The following is an 18,380-nucleotide window of genomic DNA, read 5'->3' as shown; positions in this document are numbered from 1 at the left end:
GCGGCTTTATTAGCTAGCAGCATGCAGTCCTCGACTAATCTATGCGAGTCGCTGTCGTTTTCGTATCTGGTAGCTAAAATTTCGCCGTTTTCGTCTAGACTCATGCGAAGCTCTTGCGTACGAAAATCAAATGCGTGCGTAAGCCGCTTTTTGCGAAGTTTTGAAGTTAATGTAAATAGTGGCTTAATCCAGTCGATCTCGCTTTGTCCGCCTTGTAAAATTTCATCGATTTCGTCGTAGTTAAAGCGCCTTTTTGATAGGATTATCGCTTCGAAAAGTTCTTCTTTTAGCACGTCGCCGTTTGCGTCTAGCGAAATTTTAAAGCAAAACGCGAGGCGCGGGACGTTAGGTTTTAGCGAGCAGATGTTTTCGCTCAAAGCTCGCGGCAGCATCGGCACGGCTTTATGCGGAAAATAGATTGAAAATCCGCGCTTTTTAGCTTCGCTATCTATCGCACCGTAGCTAGTTACGTATTCGCTGACGTCGGCGATTGCGACGTAAATTTCGCGCTTTTTCTCGTCAAAATATATCGCGTCGTCAAAGTCTTTGGCGTCTACCGGGTCTATCGTGCAAAAAGATAGTTCTCGCAAATCCGTGCGCTGCGGATACATTGCGGGATCTACTTCATCGCCCCACGCGCGCGCTTCGTCCTCGCACGCCTCGTTAAAAATGTCGTTTTTATTATAAATCGCAAGCGAAATTTTCTCATCGCTCGCGGGGTCGTTAATGTTGCCTAAAACTTCGACTATGTCGTTGTTTAGATTATTTATTTTAAGCAACGTGCCTAACGGTAAGGCTTTTAGGCTTTTTTGGCTGGCTTTTAGCGCCAAATTTAGCCCGGTTTTTAGATTCACTCCGAGTACGGCGGCGCCGAAATTTTTAGTATAAACTACGCTCGTGGCATTGGCTAGTTTTAAGCTCATTACGATTTTCGCGCTAGGGCGCTTTTTTTTAAGTGGGAGTAGCTTTGCTAGAACCACGTCGCCGTAATGAGCGGCGTTTAAATTTTTATTTTCTATTATTATATCTTGCTTAAAACGTGGGTCGTAAGCGGCCAAAAAACCGGTTCCGTTCGCGCTAATATCGAGCTTGCCGCAGACGAAGCCGTTATTTAGGTAAAATTTGTTTTTATGGAAATTTACGGCGTTTAAATTTTGTAGATTGCGTAAAATTTCGCGATTTTCGCCCGAAATTTCACGCTCGTTTACACCCGTTAAGAGAGCGGTAAAAAGATCCTTCACAGATTGTCTTTAACCTTCGCCGTAGCCATTAAAAACGTATCGTGGTCAAAGCCGTATTCATCAAGCAACGGAAGCGCGTTTTGAATACTGACTTCGTCTAGCTGATTAAAGATATTAATCGCCGTTTTTACGACTTTTAGCGCTTTTGCGTATTCTTTTACGTGCTCGGGTGCGTCGTCGGGGTCGTTTGAGTAAAGGATGGAGTTTACGAGCTCGTTTTCCAGGTTCCATTCTTCGAAAATTTTAGCCGTAACTTCCTCGTTGGTAATATCTAAGAATTCGGTTTCTAGCAGCCCTAGATCGCTAGGATATACGATGTTTGCCAGTCTTGATTTAAATTCGTCCGCCTCTTTATTTTCGTTGAGTTCGTGAGAGAGGACGATTTTGCCGATTTCAAGCATAAACGATGCGGGGGAGAGGATTTCTAAATTTTTAGGCTTAACTTTTGAATACCAGTTGTACATCAGCGCGTTTTGAATCATCGAAATATTTAAAAAATCTTGGCTGGTGATCCCGTAAGGCTCTAAATTTACGGAAAACGACTTTTTTATAGCGCTTGAAAGCGCGAAACCGCGGATCGTAGCCATCCCGAAAAGCGAGATAGCGCGCGCGATAGTCGTGATTTCTTTGCTAAAACCGTAAAGAGGAGAGTTCGCGGAGCGCAGGATATTAGCCGTTAGCATCGGGTCTTTTTCGATGATTTTGGTTAGATCGCCGATGGAGCTATTCTCGTCCGCGCAAAGGCGCTGAATTTGAATAACCGTGTCGTCTAACGGCGGTAGGGTTTTGATTTTTTTGTAAATTGAGTCGTTCATACTTGCTGGATTTCCTCGTAAAAATTTCGGCAATTCTAGCAAAAATGCTTTTTTATAAAGCTTAAATCAAGTTTTTCGGTTTCAGCGACATTTGAGCCGCGCGAATGTATAATTGCGCCCGAATTTCAAAAAAAGGACGTAAAATGGCAGTAAAAATTTATTACGACAAAGATTGCGATTTGAGCTTGATTAGAAGCAAAACCGTCGCGATGATAGGTTTTGGTTCGCAAGGACACGCGCATGCCGAAAATTTGCGCGATAGCGGCGTAAAGGTGATCGTGGGCCTGGCAAAAGGCGGCAGGAGCTGGGCAAAGGCCGAAGCAAAGGGCTTTGAGGTAAAAACGGTAGCAGAAGCCGCAAAGGCCGCCGACGTCGTTATGATTTTAACTCCCGACGAGCTTCAGGCCGAAATTTTCGAGCGAGAGATTAAACCTAACCTTAAAAGCGGCGCGGCGATAGCCTTTGGACACGGCTTTAACGTGCATTTCGGACAGATCAAAGCTCCCGAGGATATTGACGTCATTATGATCGCCCCAAAAGCGCCCGGCCATACGGTAAGAAGCGAATTTGTCCGAGGCGGCGGCATCCCTGATCTAATCGCCGTAGAGCAAAATGCAAGCGGAAAGGCTAAAGAGCTAGCTCTAAGCTACGCTAGCGCGATCGGCGGCGGCAGAACGGGCATCATCGAGACGACATTTAAAGATGAGACCGAGACCGATCTTTTCGGCGAGCAGGCGGTGCTTTGCGGCGGACTTTGCGCGCTGGTAAATGCGGGCTTTGAGACGCTAGTGGATGCCGGATACGAGCCTGAGATGGCGTATTTTGAGTGTCTTCACGAGCTAAAACTAATCGTGGATCTAATGTATCAAGGCGGCATGGCGGATATGCGCTACTCTATCTCAAACACTGCAGAATACGGCGACTACGTAAGCGGACCGCGCGTCATCGGCGAAGATAGCAAAAAAGCGATGAAGGAAATTTTAAAAGAGATCCAAAACGGTAAATTTGCAAAAGACTTCATCCTAGAACGCAAGGCCGGATACGTCCGCATGAACGCAGAGCGCGGCATCGCCGAAAGAAGCCTGCTAAATCAAACCGGTAAAAAACTACGCTCTATGATGCCTTGGATAACTAACGGTAAATTAGTCGATCAAAGTAAAAACTAATCTTGGCCGCTAAAATTTCAAAAGCTACGAAAGCTACTAAAAGGCGTCCGCCCAAAAAAGACGGCGGGCGCTCGAAGAATCAGATTTTAACCGGTATCGTCATACTCGCCGCGCTTATCATAATAACGCTAATCGCGGCTTTAAACGGAGTAGGAAGCTCGGGCGCGCAAAGCGAGATAAACCAAACTAGAAAAGTAACGCAAGAAAATCCGCAATCGCCTAAAATTTCGCAAGCAAAACCCGCAAAAGAGATAGATAAAAGTGCCGAGAAAAAACGCGAAAGATGGTATAAAGAGCCTTCAAAATTCGACGAGGAAGAAAATTTAAGCAGGCTTTTTGCCGATACGAACGCAAAAGACGAATTCGTTAGCCCGAAAGAAAAATTCGCAAAATCGCAGTCTGCGGCAAACGAAAAACCCGCCTTTTCGCCGCCTTTGCCGTCCGCGCAGCGAGAAAAAGGCGAAATTGAGCGGAATTTAGCGCCGCAGCGGCCGCTAGCAGCCGAAAATTTAAGCAAAGCGCCCGAAATTTTAAAAGCTAAAAATTTAGAGCAAAATTTAAGCTTGAACGCGCAAATTTCGCAGCAACCTCAAACAGCGCAAATGCCGCAATCTACGCATGTTTTACGATCCGCCGAACCGCAAGAGCCACAAATTTTAGAAAAAAACGCAACCGTCGCGCCGCTAACCGAGCAAAATTTAACGAGCGGTCAAGTCAAAGCGCAAGATACGCACGCGACGTCCGAAGCAAAAGAGCCTAAAAAAGGCTTAAAGCAAGAAAAAGACCTTTCTCAAAAAGAGCGGCCTTCAAAAGATAAACCGCAAAATTTTATCGGCGAAGCGCCCAAAAAACCTCTTACGGGTAAGCCTAAGCTCGTATTGATAATCGACGATATCGCGGTAAAAGAGCATGCCGATATGGTGCGTTCTATCGGGCTGCGCGTGACGCCTTCGATATTTCCGGCGACTAGGACGCACCCCGATACTCCGCAGATTGCGCGAGGGTTTGAGTTTTTTATGATTCACCTGCCGATGCAAGCGCAGCACTTCGGGCGCCCGGAAATAGGCACTTTAAACATCGGAGACAGTTTTGAGAGCATACTTGCGCGCGTGCAAAAGGTCCGTGCCGACTTCCCGCGAGCGAAATTTATAAATAACCACACCGGTAGCAAATTTACGAGCGACGCCGAGTCGATGATAAAGGCCTACGAGGCGTTTGAACGCACGGGTTTTACCTTCGTCGATAGCCGTACTATCGCGTCTAGCGTAGTCGCTAAAATCGCCAAAAAATACGGCAAGCCCTACATCGCTCGCGACGTGTTTTTAGACGACGATACGGCTAAAAGCTCGGTAAAAAAACGGCTAAAAGAGGCGGTGGAGCTTGCTAAAAGGCGAGGGTTTGCTATCGCGATCGGCCATCCTAAGAAAAATACGATCGATGCGATAAAAGAGAGCAAAAACGGGCTTTTAAGCGAAGTCGAGGTCGTTTATCTAAACGAGCTTTTTTAGGCGGAAAACTATTGGCTAAAATTTGCGGTTTGCGGGATTTTTAGCAAGCGGGTACGGATATAAAATTTTTATGCGCTATCCCGCAACCGCCCGCTAAATAGCTGTAAATTTCGCTAGGTGGATTACGAAAATAAGCTTCCGCTAGAATCCATGCCAAAAAAGCCGCCGATCACGCGGCCGCTTTTAAATTGTGTGCGTAAATTTGTTCTTAAAGCTGGCCATTTGCTAGACGCGCGGCCGCTAATCGACTAAATTAAAAGGAAAATTTTGCCCGAATTTAACGAACTTTCGATCGTTCCGCACGAGCTAGAACGCTTACCGAATCCGCCTAAAAGGCTATTTTACGCGGGCGACGTTTCGCTTCTTGCGGCGCCCAAAGTCGCTATCGTGGGCTCTCGCCGCGCTAGCGTTTATACCAAAGAGTGCGTTACCGCACTAGCGGGCGCGCTAAAAAACGCGGGCGTTTGCGTCGTAAGCGGTGGAGCGCTGGGCGTCGATATCGCCGCTCACAAGGGCGCGATGCCGCGCACGATCGGAGTTTTCGGTACGGGGCTCGGCGTGCTTTATCCGAGCGCGAACGCGAATTTCATACGCGAGATTTACGCCCGCGCACTGGCTCTTAGCGAATACGAGGCGGACGAGGGAGTGGGGCGCAACGGATGTCATTTTTTACAGCGAAACCGCATCGTAGTCGCGCTCTCGCAGGCACTAATCGTAGCGCAAGCCGACGAGCGCAGCGGTTCGATGCAAAGCGCGCGGATAGCGCGAGAGCTTGGAGTGCCGATTTTTACGTTTCCTCAGCGCCTAGGCGATAGCGACGGTACGAATAAGCTTTTAAGCGAGGGCGCGGCGAGCCTTATTTGCGATTTTAACGAATTCGCCGCAAAATTCGGCGTTTTAGACGCCGCCTTGCCGCAAGCGGACGACGAAATTTTAAAATTTTGCGGCGCGGGCATAGATTTAGACGCGGCGCTTGCGAAATTCGGCGAGAAAATTTACGAATACGAGCTAGAAGGGCGTGTGGAAATTAAAAATTTACGCGTCAGAGCGGTTAAATAAGGAAAAATATGCGTAAAATTTTAGCTATCGACGTGGGGCTTAAACGCATCGGGGCGGCTTTTTGCGCGGGAGAGGTCGTCGTGCCGCTACCCGCGGTGCTGCGTAAAAACCGCAATCAAGCCGCGCTCGAAGTTAGCAAACTAGCCCTAGAATACGGCGCGCAGACGCTAGTAGTGGGCGTGCCGCTAGGCGGAAGCAGCGAGGAGGAGATGAGGCGGCGTATCGAGCATTTCGTATCGCTTCTTGATTTTTCGGGTGAGGTAGCGTATCAAGACGAGGCATATAGCAGCGCGGAGGCGTCGCAGTTGCATACTAGCGCAAAGCGCGACGGCAGGCTTGATAGCATAGCGGCGACGGTGATTTTAAAGCGGTATTTGGGGATTATTTAGCCGCGTCGCTTACGGCGAGCGAGCGCCGTTTTAGGCATTCGTTAATCGCCGCGCGTAAAACGTCGTAGGTATAAGGCTGCGCGAGTTTTACGAAGCTTTTATCCCAAAAACGCGCGGGATTTGCGTCTTCGCAGATTATGACGACGCAGAAGCGCTTGCGTTTTTGAAATTTCAAAAGCTCGCTAAACGCCGCTTCGTCGGTTAAAAAATCTTTTTGCAAAAATACGATATCTGGCTTATAAATGCCGTTTATTACGTGCTCGCGAAAGATTTTGACGTCGCTTTTGGGGCGGACGTTCATACCTATAAATTTTAGCTGTTTAGATAAAATTTCAAAAGTGGTCTCGTCGTCGTAGGCGATTAGGGCGTTATATTTTTTTAAAAAGCCGCTTTTTATAGTTAGGCGATTTTCTATCCCTGCATCCGGCAGGATTCCGGAAATTTTAATTAAAATTTTGTCCTCTTGTATTTTTACGTCCGCCCGCGCGGTTTTGGCATAAGAGCGCATTTTGGCGCCAAAATTTTCGTCTACGGCTTGCAGCGGTTTATTTGAGCTTATTATAACGTCGAAATTTACGTTTTTGCTGTTGTAGTTTGCGACCCTAAAACGCACGAGAATTCTAGCGCCGCTTTGCGAAAATAAAAAAATTTTTGCCGCGTATTCGATCGTTTTGATTACGTTTGCGGCGTCGATTTCGTAAATTCTAGGATAAGACGGGTCGTATTCGAAGACTAAGACGTTGCCGCTTTTTCGCGCGTCTAATCCTAGCGCTTCTAAGAAAAAATTTAGCTGTTCCAAAAAATCGACTTGCGCCCTCATAACACCAGCATCGCATCGCCGTAGGAGTAGAAGCGGTATCGCTCCCGCACGGCGGTTTCGTAAATTTTATGCGTAGCGCGCAGTCCTACGAAGCTTGCTACTAGCATAATTAGGGTGGATTTGGGCAGGTGAAAATTAGTAAGTAAATAATCTTGGCGCACGGGCGGGTTGCTGGGGTTTAAAAAAAGACTGCACGCTCCGCTAGCGCGCCCGCTTCTTGCAAATTCCTCTACGCAGCGCGTAACTGTCGTGCCGACGCCTAAAATTTTAACTCCGCTTTTAATAAGCTCTTGCGCGGGTTTTGAAACGTCGTAAAATTCGGCGTGCATTTTATGCTCTCTGATGTCGCTAACTTCCACGCCCTTAAACGTCCCCGCGCCCACGTGAAGCGTCAGATACGCGCTCTCTCGCTCGCAGCGGATACGCTCCACCATCGCTTCGCTAAAATGCAGGCTCGCCGTCGGCGCCGCGACCGCGCCTTTGTTTTTAGCAAAGACGCTTTGGTACCAGGTTACGTCTTGCTCGTTATCGGCGCGCTTGATATAAGGCGGCAGAGGCACGTGGCCGATCGCGTCTAGCTCGTTAAAAAGCGCTACGGTATCTAGCGTCGAGCCTAATTTGCTAAATTTTACGAGCCTAATGCCGTCGTTATCGGCGCGTAAAATTTCGCCTTCTACGCCGCCTTTAAATTTTAGCTTTGCGCCCGCGCTTACGCGGCCTTTTACGTAGCAGCTAAAAACGCCGTCGCCAAGAGGTTGATTAATTAACAGCTCCACCGCGCCGCCGCTTTGTTTATGTCCGAAAATTCGCGCTTTTATCACCTTCGTGTCGTTAAATATCAGTGCGGCGTCTTGCGGTAAAACGTCTAGCAAATCGCCGAATTTTAAATGCTCTATCTCGCCGGCGCATCGCCGATAAACCAGTAGACGCGCGTCCTCTTTGGGCATTACGGGCTTTGAAGCGATGAGATCCGGCGGTAAAAGGTAGTCGTAGCTAGAAAGGGCGTTGGGGTCTAAATTTCGCTCGCTTAAATTTTCGTTCCGCGCGTCTAAACCGCGTTTTTGCGAATTTTGCCCGTCCGCTTCGCCCGCCGCTAAAATTTTACTCGCCATTTTGCTCGTTTCGCTCGCCGTTAGCCGCTTTTTCGTTTTCTACCCTGACCCATTTGGCGATTAAGATGGAAATGCCGTAAAGTCCCGTTAAAGGCATCGCCATTAAAAATTGGCTTAAAATATCGGGCGGCGTCATAATCGCTGAAAACGTGAAAATCGCGACTACGGCGTAGCGGAAGTAGCGTTTTAGCGCCGCGTCGTCTACGAGTCCGATTTTAGCGAAGAAAAAGGTAACGACCGGTAGCTCGAACGCCAATCCGAACGCCACTAAGAGCTTGGTAAAAAAGCCGACGTATTCGCCTACGCTAGGCAGCGCCGTAAATAGCTGACCTCCGAAATTTATAAGAAAGGCAAATCCGAGCGGGATAACGACGTAGTAGCAAAAGGCCGCGCCGCACAAAAACATAAAAGTAGCCGCTATTACGAAAGGCACGACGTATTTTTTCTCGTTGTCGTAAAGCCCGGGCGCTACGAATAGCCAAAACTGCCAGAAAATCACGGGTAGCGCCAAAATAATCCCCGCGAAAAACGCCACCTTCATCGCGGTGAAAAATACCTCTTGTACCTGCGTAAAGATTATGTTGCTGCCCGCGGGCAACGCGGCTTTTAGCGGCGCAGTCATCCAAGCAAGCAGCGGCTCCCAAAAGGTAAAACAAATAACGAAAAATACGATCACCGCCGCTACGCTTATGGCTAGGCGCTTTCTAAGCTCGATAATATGCGGTTTTATCTCTTCAAACATTACGCCTCTTTTTTATCTAAATTTTCGTTTACAGTCGCGCCGCTTACCGCACCTTGGTTTGCCGAATTCCGCGCGTCGCCGTCCGCTTCGCCAGCTTTTACTTCGCCCTTTTCGCCCGCCGCCCGAGATGCTTCGCCGTTCGCCGCGCCTTGCGCTCCGCTAGTTGATCCGCCTAAAACCGCCTCTTTTATCGCCTCGCCCGGATTATTTAGCGTATCTACCGCGCTTTTTACGCCGCCCGCGGCATTCGTTATTTCGCTAGCGACGCCCGCGACGCCCTTTTTCAGTTCGTCTAGCTCTTCAAAGGTTAGTTTTTTGCGCACGCTTTGCGTAGCCGATTCTATACTTTCTTTATATTTTTTTGCGTCTTCTTTTAGTTCGGCGATTTTTACCTCTTGATCGAACGTCGATTTCGCGTCGTTTATGCCCTTTTTAAACATTTTAAAAAATTTCGCGATTTGTACCATAGCTTCGGGCAGTTTATCGGGTCCTAGCACTAAAACCGCGATGACGGCGATGACTAGGATTTCAGGCAGGCTCATACCGAACATTAATTTTTCCTAAATTTAGATTAAACTCGCTATTTTACCCGCTAAAAGCTCAAATTTTTATAAATTTAGCCCGCGATAAATAGCGCGATTTCGTCGGCGAGCAGGAAATTTTCGTTAAAAAAGCGCCCGTCTTTAAAATTTAGCTTTCCCGAGCTTTCTAAAATTCGCGCATTTTTTAGCTGTGGGGGCGTTAAAATTTTATCCTCTATGCCGACGACGCTTCTAGCGCCTAGGAAAATTTTTTCTAAATTTATCTCGTCCGAGTTTAAAATTTCGCGCTTTTTTTCGTGCGGATTAGCGATATAACGTTCTAAATTATGTGCGTTGTAAAATCTAAAATTTCGCCTAAATCCTACCGCGTAAGCGCCCAGAGCTAAATAATCTTTACTCTGCCAGTAGCCTAGATTATGACGGCAAATTTGCCCGAAATTTGAAATTTCGTATTGTTTAAAGCCCGCGTTTTCAAGCTCTCTTATTAAAAATTTAGCCAAAACCGCGCTATCTTTTTTTAGGCTTTGCCTGCCGTAAAAAGGCGTATTTTTTTCAAGCGTAAGCGAGTAGGCGCTGACGTGATCTACGCCTAAATCCCGCACGTTTGAAACTTCCTCTAAAAGGCGCTTTTTGGTATCTAATTTCGTACCGTAGATAAGATCGGCGTTAATGTTGCTAAAACCCGCCGCGCGCGCGTTTGAAACGGCTTTTTTTATTTGCCTCGCATCGTGGATGCGCCCTAGGAATTTTAGCTTATCGTCAAAAAAGCTTTGAGCGCCGAAGCTTATTCGATTTACGCCGAAATTTCGCATAGTTTTTAACCAAGAAAGCCTAGCGGAATTAGGATTTGCTTCGGCGGTAATCTCGCAGTCTCTTGCTAAAAACGGCGAGATTTCGCTAAAAAGCGGCTCGTAAAATTTCGCGCCGATTGCGCTTGGCGTACCGCCTCCGAAAAATACGCTCGAAATTCGCCCGCGCAAGACGTCTAAATTTTGCGTTTGCGCCCTAAAATCGCTAATCATAGCGCTAAAATAATCTCGGGCTAAATTTTGCGCGCCAGTTACCGATCCGAAGGCGCAATAAGGGCATTTGCTCTCGCAAAAAGGTATGTGGACGTAAAGTAGCATTTTTACCTTTAAAATAAATTTCGCGATTGTAACAAAAGCGGGCTAAATTTTAAGACGTAGCGTAAAATCGGGGGTATTAAAGCTTGATATAAATTCTTTTTGGTTAAAATCCGTAAAATTTTACGGGCGGTCTAAAATGGAGAAAAAATATAGACCAAACGTCGCTGCGGTCATACTCTCAAACGCGTATCCTTTTAAATGCGAATTTTTCGTTGCGCGCAGAGTGGATCTAAACGACGTGTGGCAGTTTCCCCAAGGCGGTATCGACGAGGGCGAAAGTCCCAAAGAGGCGCTTTTGCGGGAGCTAAAAGAGGAAATCGGCACGAATAAGGTGGAAATTTTAAGCGAATACCCCGAGTGGCTAAGCTATGATTTTCCAAGCGGCGCAAGCAAGAAATTATACCCGTTCGACGGGCAGACGCAAAAGTACTTTTTAGTGCGTCTAGCGCGCGGAGCTAGGATAAATTTAGCGACTAAGCACCCAGAATTTAGCGAGTATAAATTTATAGGCGCGAGCGAGGCTTTTGAAGGGATAAATCACTTTAAAAAGCCTATTTACGACAAAGTTTTAAGTTATTTTAGAAAGAAAGGATATTTTTAATGCTAATCGTCCAAAAATTCGGCGGCACGAGCGTAGGGACGCTAGAACGTATCGAAGCGGTCGCGCAGCGCGTAATCGAAACTAAAAAAACAGGCGCTAGCGTCGTAGTGGTGGTATCTGCGATGAGCGGAGTAACTAATCAGCTAGTAGAATACTCCGAGCATTTTGCGAAATTTCCCGACGGCAAGGCGACAGATATGCTGTTAAGCTCGGGCGAGCAGGTAACTACCGCGCTTCTTACGATCGCTTTAAACGCGAAGGGTTATCCTTGCGTGGGGCTTACGGGCGCGATGGCGGGCATACTCACCGACGACGTCCATACCAAAGCGCGTATAGAAAAAATCGAAACTACTAGAATCAAAAAAGAGCTAGACGTCGGCAAAATCGTAGTAATAGCGGGCTTTCAAGGCCTCGACGCAAATGGCGATATAACTACGCTAGGACGCGGCGGAAGCGACCTTAGCGCCGTAGCCGTAGCGGGCGCGCTAAACGCGGACGTTTGCGAAATTTTCACCGACGTAGACGGCGTTTATACGACCGATCCGCGTATCGAGAAAAAGGCTAAAAAGTTAGAAAAAATCAGCTACGAAGAGATGCTAGAACTCGCCAGCGCGGGCGCGAAGGTGCTGCAAAACCGCTCGGTAGAGCTAGCTAAGAAGCTAAACGTCAAGCTAGTTACCAGAAGCAGCTTTAACCACAACGAAGGGACATTAATAACAACGGAGGATAATATGGAAGCGGTCTTAGTAAGCGGCATAGCGCTGGATAAAAATCAAGCAAGGGTTACGCTGCGCGGCGTAGTCGATAAACCGGGCATCGCGGCGGAAATTTTTAGCGCGCTGGCTAAACAAAATATCAACGTCGATATGATAATCCAAAACGTCGGACACGACGGCACCACGAATTTAGGCTTTACGGTGCCTCAAAACGAGCTTGAACTAGCCAAAGAGACGATGAATAAGCTAGCCGCAGCTAAACACGTAGAATTCGACGACGCTATCGTAAAGGTTTCGATCGTAGGCGTAGGCATGAAAAGCCACAGCGGCGTGGCGTGTACGGCGTTTGAGACGCTAGCCAAGGAGGGTATAAATATCCAAATGATCTCTACTAGCGAGATTAAAATTTCGATGATAATCGATCAAAAATACGCCGAGCTCGCGGTTAGGGCGCTACACGAAGCGTATAAACTAGATAAATAATGCAAGAATTTATAAAGTGGACGCTCGACGCGATTCGCGAAGAAGGCGCGCAGATGAGCTGGATGGAGGAGCGCCGCGTCGAGTGGACGCCCTTGCTCGCTTCGCGCCTAAAATTTTTGCTTGAAGAAAGGACGTTTATTGTCGTTACCGACGACGAGAGAGCATGGTTTGAAACGTATCTGCTTAAAAAAATCAACCGTCCTTCTAGCGCGCGTCCGCTGCTGCCTTTCGTTAGCCTACGCGCGCTATATCCGTCGATCGACGAGATAAATTCCAAAGAGCAGATCGCGCTTTTAGAAGATATGCTCTCATCGACGTTTCCTAACGGTTACGTATATTTTTACGTCGGCAAAAGCGTAAATTCGCGCGCGCAAATCGCCAAAGGAAGCAACGACAGCTATATGTGGCTTTTCGACGAGCAGGCGCAAAACAGCTTTTTTTTAAGCTCGAACGACGAAAATTTAGACGTAAAACTCATCTTACTTTTTAAGCTCTTCGATAAAAGCGTCGACGCCGCGCTTTTTAATAAGGTAATTTTATAAATGTTAAATAAAATCGTCGTTACGAGCGATTTTGAAGGGCTGAAAGCGCGCCTTGAAAACGAACTGGGCGCGCAAAATTTGAGGTTTTTTATATACGACGATTTTTTGATAGAAAACGCGCGCGAGGTCGTAAACGAAGCTTATATCGCCGAAAAATACGAAAAGACGCTCGTTATCGCGGCGCGCTCCTTCCGCGCCGAGGCTCAAAATTCGCTCTTAAAAATAATAGAAGAGCCGCCTAGAAACGTAAATTTTATAATCGCCGCAAATTCTAAAAACCTGCTTTTGCCGACTATTCGCTCGCGCATGATTACGGAAAATTTAACGCAAAAACGAGCTCGTGCGCGCTCCGGGCTTAATATAGCGCAGTTAGATATTAAAGCAATTTACGAATTTTTAGGCGCTTGCGAGCAGGACGAACGCGCCGATAAACTGGGTAAAAACGAGCTAAAAGAGCTAATTAGCGCGGTAATTACGGAGGCGCTGGAAGCGGGCTTTAAATTTAGCGCGGACGAGCTTGATTATTTCGGCTCGCTCGTGCGCCTAGCCGAGCTAAACGCCAAATCCGCGCAGCTTTTAACGCCTCTTTTACTTACTATATTGCAAAAAGGTCGCCCGTGAGATTTTATAAAATTAACCCCGATACCGATTTCGACGCTGTTTGCGAGCGCATAGGACCTAGCGCGGCGGGGCGAAATTTAATGCGAAAAAAGTCGCGGCTAAATTTTATATTTATCGAGGATATCGGCTCGCCCGCGGCTAATATTTTAAAACAAGACGCGCTTAGCGTAGGCGCGGAGCTAGTTACCAGCCGCGATACGATATTAGGACGCGAGGAGAAAACTAGCGCGCTTTTGATCGCAAACGACGCGCAGCGCGAAATTTTGGCGAAAAAAGAAAAGGCGCAGGACTTCGGGCTTAAAAATTTAGCGGAGTTTTTATCCGCGAATTTTACGCAAAATTTTACGCAAAAAGCACGGATTATGGGCGTGCTAAATTTTAACGGCGATAGTTTTAACGAAGCTAGCCGCGTGGAAAATTTGGCTGCGGGCGTAGGGCGTATCGAGGAGATGATAGGGCAAGGCGCCGAGTATATCGACATAGGCGGCGTTAGTTCGCGTCCGGGAAGCCTTTATTGCGGGCGAGAGGAGGAGTTTAGGCGTATAGAGCCCATCGTGCGCGAAATTTACCGCTTAAATTTGCACGGACGCGTAAAATTTAGCCTAGATAGCTTTGATGCGTATTGCCTAGAATTCGCGCTAAATCACGGCTTTGCGATGATAAACGACATCACTGCCGATACCGCCTTAGCAAGCCTTGCCGCGCGCTACGACGCCGAGCTTTGCATGATGCATATGAAAGGCGACCCCGCGACCATGCAAAACGAGCCGCGTTACGAGGATCTACTCGGAGAAATAGACGAATTTTTCGCCGCCAAGATCGCTGCCGCCGGCGCGCTGGGGGCTAAAAAGCTGGTGCTAGACGTAGGCATAGGCTTTGGCAAAACGGCCGCGCACAATATGCTGCTAATTAAGCATTTAGCGCATTTTACGCATTTTGGATACCCTCTTTTAGTAGGCGCTAGCCGCAAATCGGTCATAAATTTTTATAGCCCCAGCGAGGTAAAAGACCGACTGCCAGGCACGCTTTATTTACACTTAAAAGCGTATGAAAACGGCGCGCAAATTATCCGCGCGCACGACGTGAGCGAGCATAAACAGCTTTTTGATATGCACGAAGCGATGAAGCAAACGGCGCTTTGGTAAAATTTGGAGTAAAAATGACGAAAACCGAATACGAAAACGCGGTAAATACGCTAAACGCATGGGCGAAGGCGTATTACGACGACGACGCGCCGATCGCCACCGACGAGGAATACGACGCTCTTTATCGCGCCGTGCTTAATTACGAAAGCGCGCATCCAGAGGAAGTCTCGTTATTTTCGCCGACGACGCGCGTGGGCGGCGGCGTTAGCGAGGGATTTAGCAAGGCCGCGCATATCAAGCGCATGTGGAGCATGGAGGATATTTTCGACGCGGACGGGCTTACGGCGTGGCTAAAACGGGGCGAAAAGCAAAATTTAAGCTTCGTAGTCGAGCCCAAATTCGACGGCGCGAGCTTAAATTTGCTTTACGAAAACGGCGCGTTAATTCGCGCGATCACGCGCGGAGACGGATTTATAGGCGAGGAGATAACGGCGAACGCGCGCACGGTTAAGGGTGTTTTGCCGCGCATAGATTACGGCGGGCGTATCGAAATTAGGGGAGAGGTCGTTATTAAAAAAAGCGACTTTGACGCGATAAACGACGAGCGCGCCGCAAACGGCGAAGCGCCACTGTCAAATCCTAGAAACGCCGCCGCGGGTAGCCTTCGTCAGCTAAATAGCGCGGTTACCGCGTCGCGCAGGCTGCTTTTTATCCCGTGGGGCGTGGGCGAAAATTCGCTAAATTTTAAGCTTCACAGCGAAGTTATGGGCTTCGTGCGCTCTTTGGGATTTGAGCGCGACGAATTTTTTTACGTGACGGACGCGGCTGGGCTTGCGGGCGCGTATCGCGAGCTTTTGGCGCAAAGAGACGCCAAAGACGTGATGATGGACGGCATGGTCGCGCGCGTGGACGACTTGGCGCAGTGCGAAAATTTAGGCTACACGGTAAAATTTCCAAAATTTATGGTCGCTTATAAATTTCCCGCGATCGAAAAGACTACGAGACTTTTAGACGTCGCGCTGCAAGTAGGCAGGAGCGGTGCGGTGACGCCCGTAGGCGTGCTAGAAGCCGTAAATATAGACGGCGCGAACGTACGCTCGGCGACGCTGCATAACTTCGACGAGATCGCGAGACTAGGGCTTATGAAGGGCGATTTGGTTAGCGTCATTCGCTCTGGCGACGTGATACCCAAGATCACGGGTGTTTTTAAAGAGCGTAGAGACGGCTCGCAAACGCCGATTTCGCGTCCGACGCGCTGCCCCGAGTGCGGCTCGCATTTGCTCGACGAAGGCGCGTTTATAAAGTGTCAAAATCTCTCTTGTCCCGCGCGAGCGATCAATCAAGTTATTTACTATGCGTCTAAAAAGTGCCTAAATATCGACGGTCTAGGCGAAGCTATCGTAAATTTACTATTTGAACGAGGGCTTATTACGAGAGTAATAGACATTTACTCTTTAAACTCTGAAAAATTATCTCGGTTAGAGGGATTTAAAGAAAAAAAGATCGCCAATCTACTCTCGGCCGTCGAGGCTAGCAAGGGGGCTAGTTTGGCGCGGTTTATCGCGGCTTTGGGCATAGAGCATATCGGCGAAGTCGCGGCTCGCAAGATCGAGCAGGCATTCGGCGAGGAGTGGCTGGACGCAACGAAGGAGCAAATAGAGAGTCTGGAAGGCTTCGGCGCCGAGATGACGGCGAGCTTAACCGAATTTATAGAGGTAAATCGCGCTAGCGTCGAGGAGCTAATCGCCGTCGTCCGCCCGGTAGCGATACGGCGTGAAGCCGTTCAAAGCGCGCTAAGCGGCAAAACTTTCGTTATCACGGGCACGCTTAGCCGCCCGAGAGAGGAATTTAAAGAGCAAATCGAGGCTCTGGGTGCCAAATTAGCGGGCTCGGTGAGTAAAAAAACGGACTTCGTGCTAGCCGGCGAAGAAGCTGGCGGTAAGCTAGAAAAGGCGATACAGTTGGGCGTGCGCGTGATAGACGAAGCGGAGTTTGAGAGATTAAAGGGCGAAATTTGAAAATTTTAGGCGAAATTTCGCGCGTAAAATTTTAAAGCGGCGCGATGAGGTTTGATCTATTTGCCGCAAACACCCTAAATATCAGCCGAAATAAGGCGGCGGAGCTAATTTTAGGCGGTAAAATTTTACTAAACGGCGCGGTTTGCGATAAACCTAGCTTTAAAGCGAGTCCGGGCGATGAAATTTTGCTAACGGATGAAATTTACGTCGGGCGAGGCGCGCTTAAATTAAAGACGTTTTTGCAAAATTTCGCCCTAGAAGAGTGCGTGCGCGGTAAAGAGGCGCTCGACGTCGGAGCCAGCACCGGCGGATTTACGCAAATTTTGCTGGCAAACGGCGCGAAAAGCGTAACTTGCGTGGACGTAGGGACTAATCAGCTAGACCCCGCGCTAAAAGCCGACGCGCGAGTAAAATTTTACGAAAATACCGACGTTCGCGAGTTTAGAGGCTGGAAATTTAGCCTAATAACTTGCGACGTAAGCTTTATTTCGCTGCTTGAAATTTTACCCGCGCTTAACGAAAACGCCGCAAACGGCGCGCTAATTATCGCGCTTTTTAAGCCGCAGTTTGAAGTCGGGCGCGAAGCGAAGAGGAATAAAAAAGGCGTAGTAACCGACGCCAAGGACGTAAAAGCCGCGCGCGCGAAATTCGAGTTAGCCGCGTCGCGGCTGGGCTGGATACTAGAAATTTCCGCTTTGTGCGAGATAAAAGGAAAGGAAGGCAATGCCGAATTTTTCTACGCTTTTAACAAAAGATAACATCACCGCCGTAGCGATCGGGCATTTCGACGGCGTACACCGCGGACACCGCGAGCTTTTAAAGCGGCTCGGGGAATTCGGCGGGCTCGTGGTGATCGATAAAAACAAGGCAAACATCACGCCGCGCCTAAAACGCGCCGAATATTCGCGTTATCCGTGCTTTTTATACGAATTCGAAGAGATTAAAAATTTAAGCGGAGAAGAATTCATCGAGCTTTTAAAGCGAGACTTTAAAAATTTAAAGAAAATCGTAGTCGGCTACGACTTTCGCTTCGGACGCGGACGCGCGTGGGACAAGCACGATCTGCGCCGAATTTTTAGCGGCGAGGTCGTCGTAGTGGACGAATATTGCTTTAACGGCATGGGCGTGCATAGCTCGGCAATCCGCGAATTTATCAAAAACGGCGAAATCGCCGCCGCAAACGCGCTAATCGGGCGCGAATACTCGATAGAAGGCGACGCGATTAGCGGGCAGGGTATCGGCGCGCGCGAGCTTGTGGCCACGATAAATTTAGACGTCAAGGCGTATTTGCTGCCCAAAGAAGGCGTCTATGCTACGCGCACGCGTATCGGCGGGGCGACTTACGGCTCGGTGACTTTTATCGGCAACCGAGTAAGCACGGACGGGAAATTTAGCGTCGAGACGCATATAATCGGCGAAAAATTAACCGCAAGACCGCAGCATGCGGCGGTTTGCTTTATTAAACGTTTGCGCGATAATAAGAAATTCGAAAATTTAGAGGCGTTAAAAGAGCAGATCGAAACGGATATTAAAGAGGCGAAGAAATATAGCGGCTCGTGCGAACTTTTCTTACGCTAGCGGCGGCTTATCTTTTTAGCGCCTTTGAATGAGCTTAAATTTTCTCCTGTCGATGGGCTATATGTCCTATCTCGGTCGAAAATTTCGTTGCAATATTCAAATCCGTCTAAAAATATCGCGCCTTATCGGCAAGAATTTTAGCGTTAGTCCGCTTCGCGGTACTTCCGTCAGTCGGCGCCGCGGCGAAATTCTCCGTTTCGCGCTCGTAAAATTTT

Annotated in this window: 18 protein-coding genes and 1 pseudogene; 12 read left to right on the top strand and 7 right to left on the bottom strand. The window is 48.3% G+C overall.

The features are described from left to right. On the bottom strand, nt 1–1,241 hold a 1,241-nt coding region (locus QZ147_RS00945), incomplete at its 3' end, for an RNB domain-containing ribonuclease (RefSeq protein ID WP_295146196.1). Beyond that, nucleotides 1,238–2,056: an HDOD domain-containing protein gene (locus QZ147_RS00940; protein ID WP_295146195.1), complete on the bottom strand. Its 819-nt coding sequence runs from the start codon at nt 2,054–2,056 to the stop codon at nt 1,238–1,240. The genes QZ147_RS00940 and QZ147_RS00945, both read right to left, overlap by 4 nt. Before the next feature lie 143 nt (nt 2,057–2,199). Here QZ147_RS00940 and ilvC point away from each other — a divergent pair, with 143 nt between their 5' ends. The 4 genes from ilvC to ruvX all read left to right on the top strand — a co-directional run bounded on the left by ilvC (nt 2,200) and on the right by ruvX (nt 6,178). Next, nucleotides 2,200–3,222 (top strand): ketol-acid reductoisomerase, encoded by a 1,023-nt coding sequence (ilvC, locus tag QZ147_RS00935; protein ID WP_295146193.1) that lies wholly within the window; start codon nt 2,200–2,202, stop codon nt 3,220–3,222. Between the two features lie 2 nt (nt 3,223–3,224). Then, nucleotides 3,225–4,730, top strand: a complete 1,506-nt coding sequence (locus QZ147_RS00930; RefSeq protein ID WP_295146191.1) for a divergent polysaccharide deacetylase family protein — start codon at nt 3,225–3,227, stop codon at nt 4,728–4,730. A 267-nt stretch (nt 4,731–4,997) separates the two neighbouring features. Next, entirely contained in the window at nt 4,998–5,789 is a 792-nt protein-coding gene (locus tag QZ147_RS00925) for a DNA-processing protein DprA (protein WP_295146190.1), read from the top strand. 8 nt (nt 5,790–5,797) lie between these two features. Beyond that, nucleotides 5,798–6,178, top strand: coding sequence for a Holliday junction resolvase RuvX (gene ruvX / locus QZ147_RS00920; RefSeq protein WP_295146188.1), 381 nt, complete (start codon nt 5,798–5,800; stop codon nt 6,176–6,178). On the opposite strand, the gene QZ147_RS00915 is transcribed toward ruvX, so the two are convergent. The 5 genes and pseudogenes from QZ147_RS00915 to hemW all read right to left on the bottom strand — a co-directional run bounded on the left by QZ147_RS00915 (nt 6,171) and on the right by hemW (nt 10,521). After that, nucleotides 6,171–6,998, bottom strand: coding sequence for a hypothetical protein (locus QZ147_RS00915; protein WP_295146187.1), 828 nt, complete (start codon nt 6,996–6,998; stop codon nt 6,171–6,173). The two genes, ruvX and QZ147_RS00915, sit on opposite strands and share 8 nt — an antisense overlap. Next, complete coding sequence (queA, locus tag QZ147_RS00910) at nt 6,995–8,110, bottom strand: tRNA preQ1(34) S-adenosylmethionine ribosyltransferase-isomerase QueA (RefSeq protein WP_295146185.1); 1,116 nt, start codon at nt 8,108–8,110, stop codon at nt 6,995–6,997. Before queA ends, QZ147_RS00915 begins: the two co-directional genes overlap by 4 nt. After that, entirely contained in the window at nt 8,100–8,852 is a 753-nt protein-coding gene (tatC, locus tag QZ147_RS00905; protein ID WP_295146183.1) for a twin-arginine translocase subunit TatC, read from the bottom strand. The genes queA and tatC overlap by 11 nt, the downstream gene beginning before the upstream one ends. Before the next feature lie 266 nt (nt 8,853–9,118). Continuing rightward, a pseudogene (tatB, locus tag QZ147_RS00900) lies at nt 9,119–9,403 on the bottom strand (Sec-independent protein translocase protein TatB); the annotation flags it as partial. Between the two features lie 65 nt (nt 9,404–9,468). Continuing rightward, complete coding sequence (gene hemW, locus QZ147_RS00895; RefSeq protein ID WP_295146182.1) at nt 9,469–10,521, bottom strand: radical SAM family heme chaperone HemW; 1,053 nt, start codon at nt 10,519–10,521, stop codon at nt 9,469–9,471. A gap of 136 nt (nt 10,522–10,657) precedes the next feature. On the opposite strand from hemW, the gene QZ147_RS00890 reads away from it, so the two are divergent. Genes QZ147_RS00890 through QZ147_RS00855 form a run of 8 tightly spaced genes read left to right on the top strand, consistent with a single transcriptional unit; the run spans nt 10,658 to nt 18,165 of the window. Next, nucleotides 10,658–11,122, top strand: a complete 465-nt coding sequence (locus tag QZ147_RS00890) for an RNA pyrophosphohydrolase (RefSeq protein ID WP_295146180.1) — start codon at nt 10,658–10,660, stop codon at nt 11,120–11,122. Continuing rightward, nucleotides 11,122–12,321 (top strand): aspartate kinase, encoded by a 1,200-nt coding sequence (locus tag QZ147_RS00885; RefSeq protein ID WP_295146179.1) that lies wholly within the window; start codon nt 11,122–11,124, stop codon nt 12,319–12,321. Before QZ147_RS00890 ends, QZ147_RS00885 begins: the two co-directional genes overlap by 1 nt. Continuing rightward, nucleotides 12,321–12,863: a HobA family DNA replication regulator gene (locus QZ147_RS00880; RefSeq protein ID WP_295146178.1), complete on the top strand. Its 543-nt coding sequence runs from the start codon at nt 12,321–12,323 to the stop codon at nt 12,861–12,863. Before QZ147_RS00885 ends, QZ147_RS00880 begins: the two co-directional genes overlap by 1 nt. Then, entirely contained in the window at nt 12,864–13,484 is a 621-nt protein-coding gene (locus tag QZ147_RS00875; RefSeq protein WP_295146177.1) for a DNA polymerase III subunit delta', read from the top strand. It begins immediately after the preceding gene. After that, nucleotides 13,481–14,629 carry a dihydropteroate synthase gene (folP, locus tag QZ147_RS00870; protein WP_295146176.1) on the top strand — a complete coding sequence of 383 codons (1,149 nt, stop codon included), beginning with the start codon at nt 13,481–13,483 and terminating at the stop codon, nt 14,627–14,629. The genes QZ147_RS00875 and folP overlap by 4 nt, the downstream gene beginning before the upstream one ends. 14 nt (nt 14,630–14,643) lie before the next feature. Then, nucleotides 14,644–16,587, top strand: a complete 1,944-nt coding sequence (gene ligA, locus QZ147_RS00865; RefSeq protein WP_295146175.1) for an NAD-dependent DNA ligase LigA — start codon at nt 14,644–14,646, stop codon at nt 16,585–16,587. A gap of 44 nt (nt 16,588–16,631) precedes the next feature. Further along, the gene (locus tag QZ147_RS00860) at nt 16,632–17,345 is read left to right on the top strand and encodes a TlyA family RNA methyltransferase (protein ID WP_295146174.1); all 714 of its coding nucleotides are present in this window, start codon (nt 16,632–16,634) and stop codon (nt 17,343–17,345) included. Then, nucleotides 17,311–18,165, top strand: a complete 855-nt coding sequence (locus QZ147_RS00855) for a bifunctional riboflavin kinase/FAD synthetase (RefSeq protein ID WP_295146172.1) — start codon at nt 17,311–17,313, stop codon at nt 18,163–18,165. Before QZ147_RS00860 ends, QZ147_RS00855 begins: the two co-directional genes overlap by 35 nt. Nucleotides 18,166–18,380 lie beyond the last annotated feature (215 nt).

Origin of the sequence: uncultured Campylobacter sp. (assembly GCF_905371695.1) — a bacterium.
In the GTDB taxonomy this organism is placed as follows: domain Bacteria; phylum Campylobacterota; class Campylobacteria; order Campylobacterales; family Campylobacteraceae; genus Campylobacter_A.
This window is presented reverse-complemented; position numbering and strand designations above follow the sequence as displayed.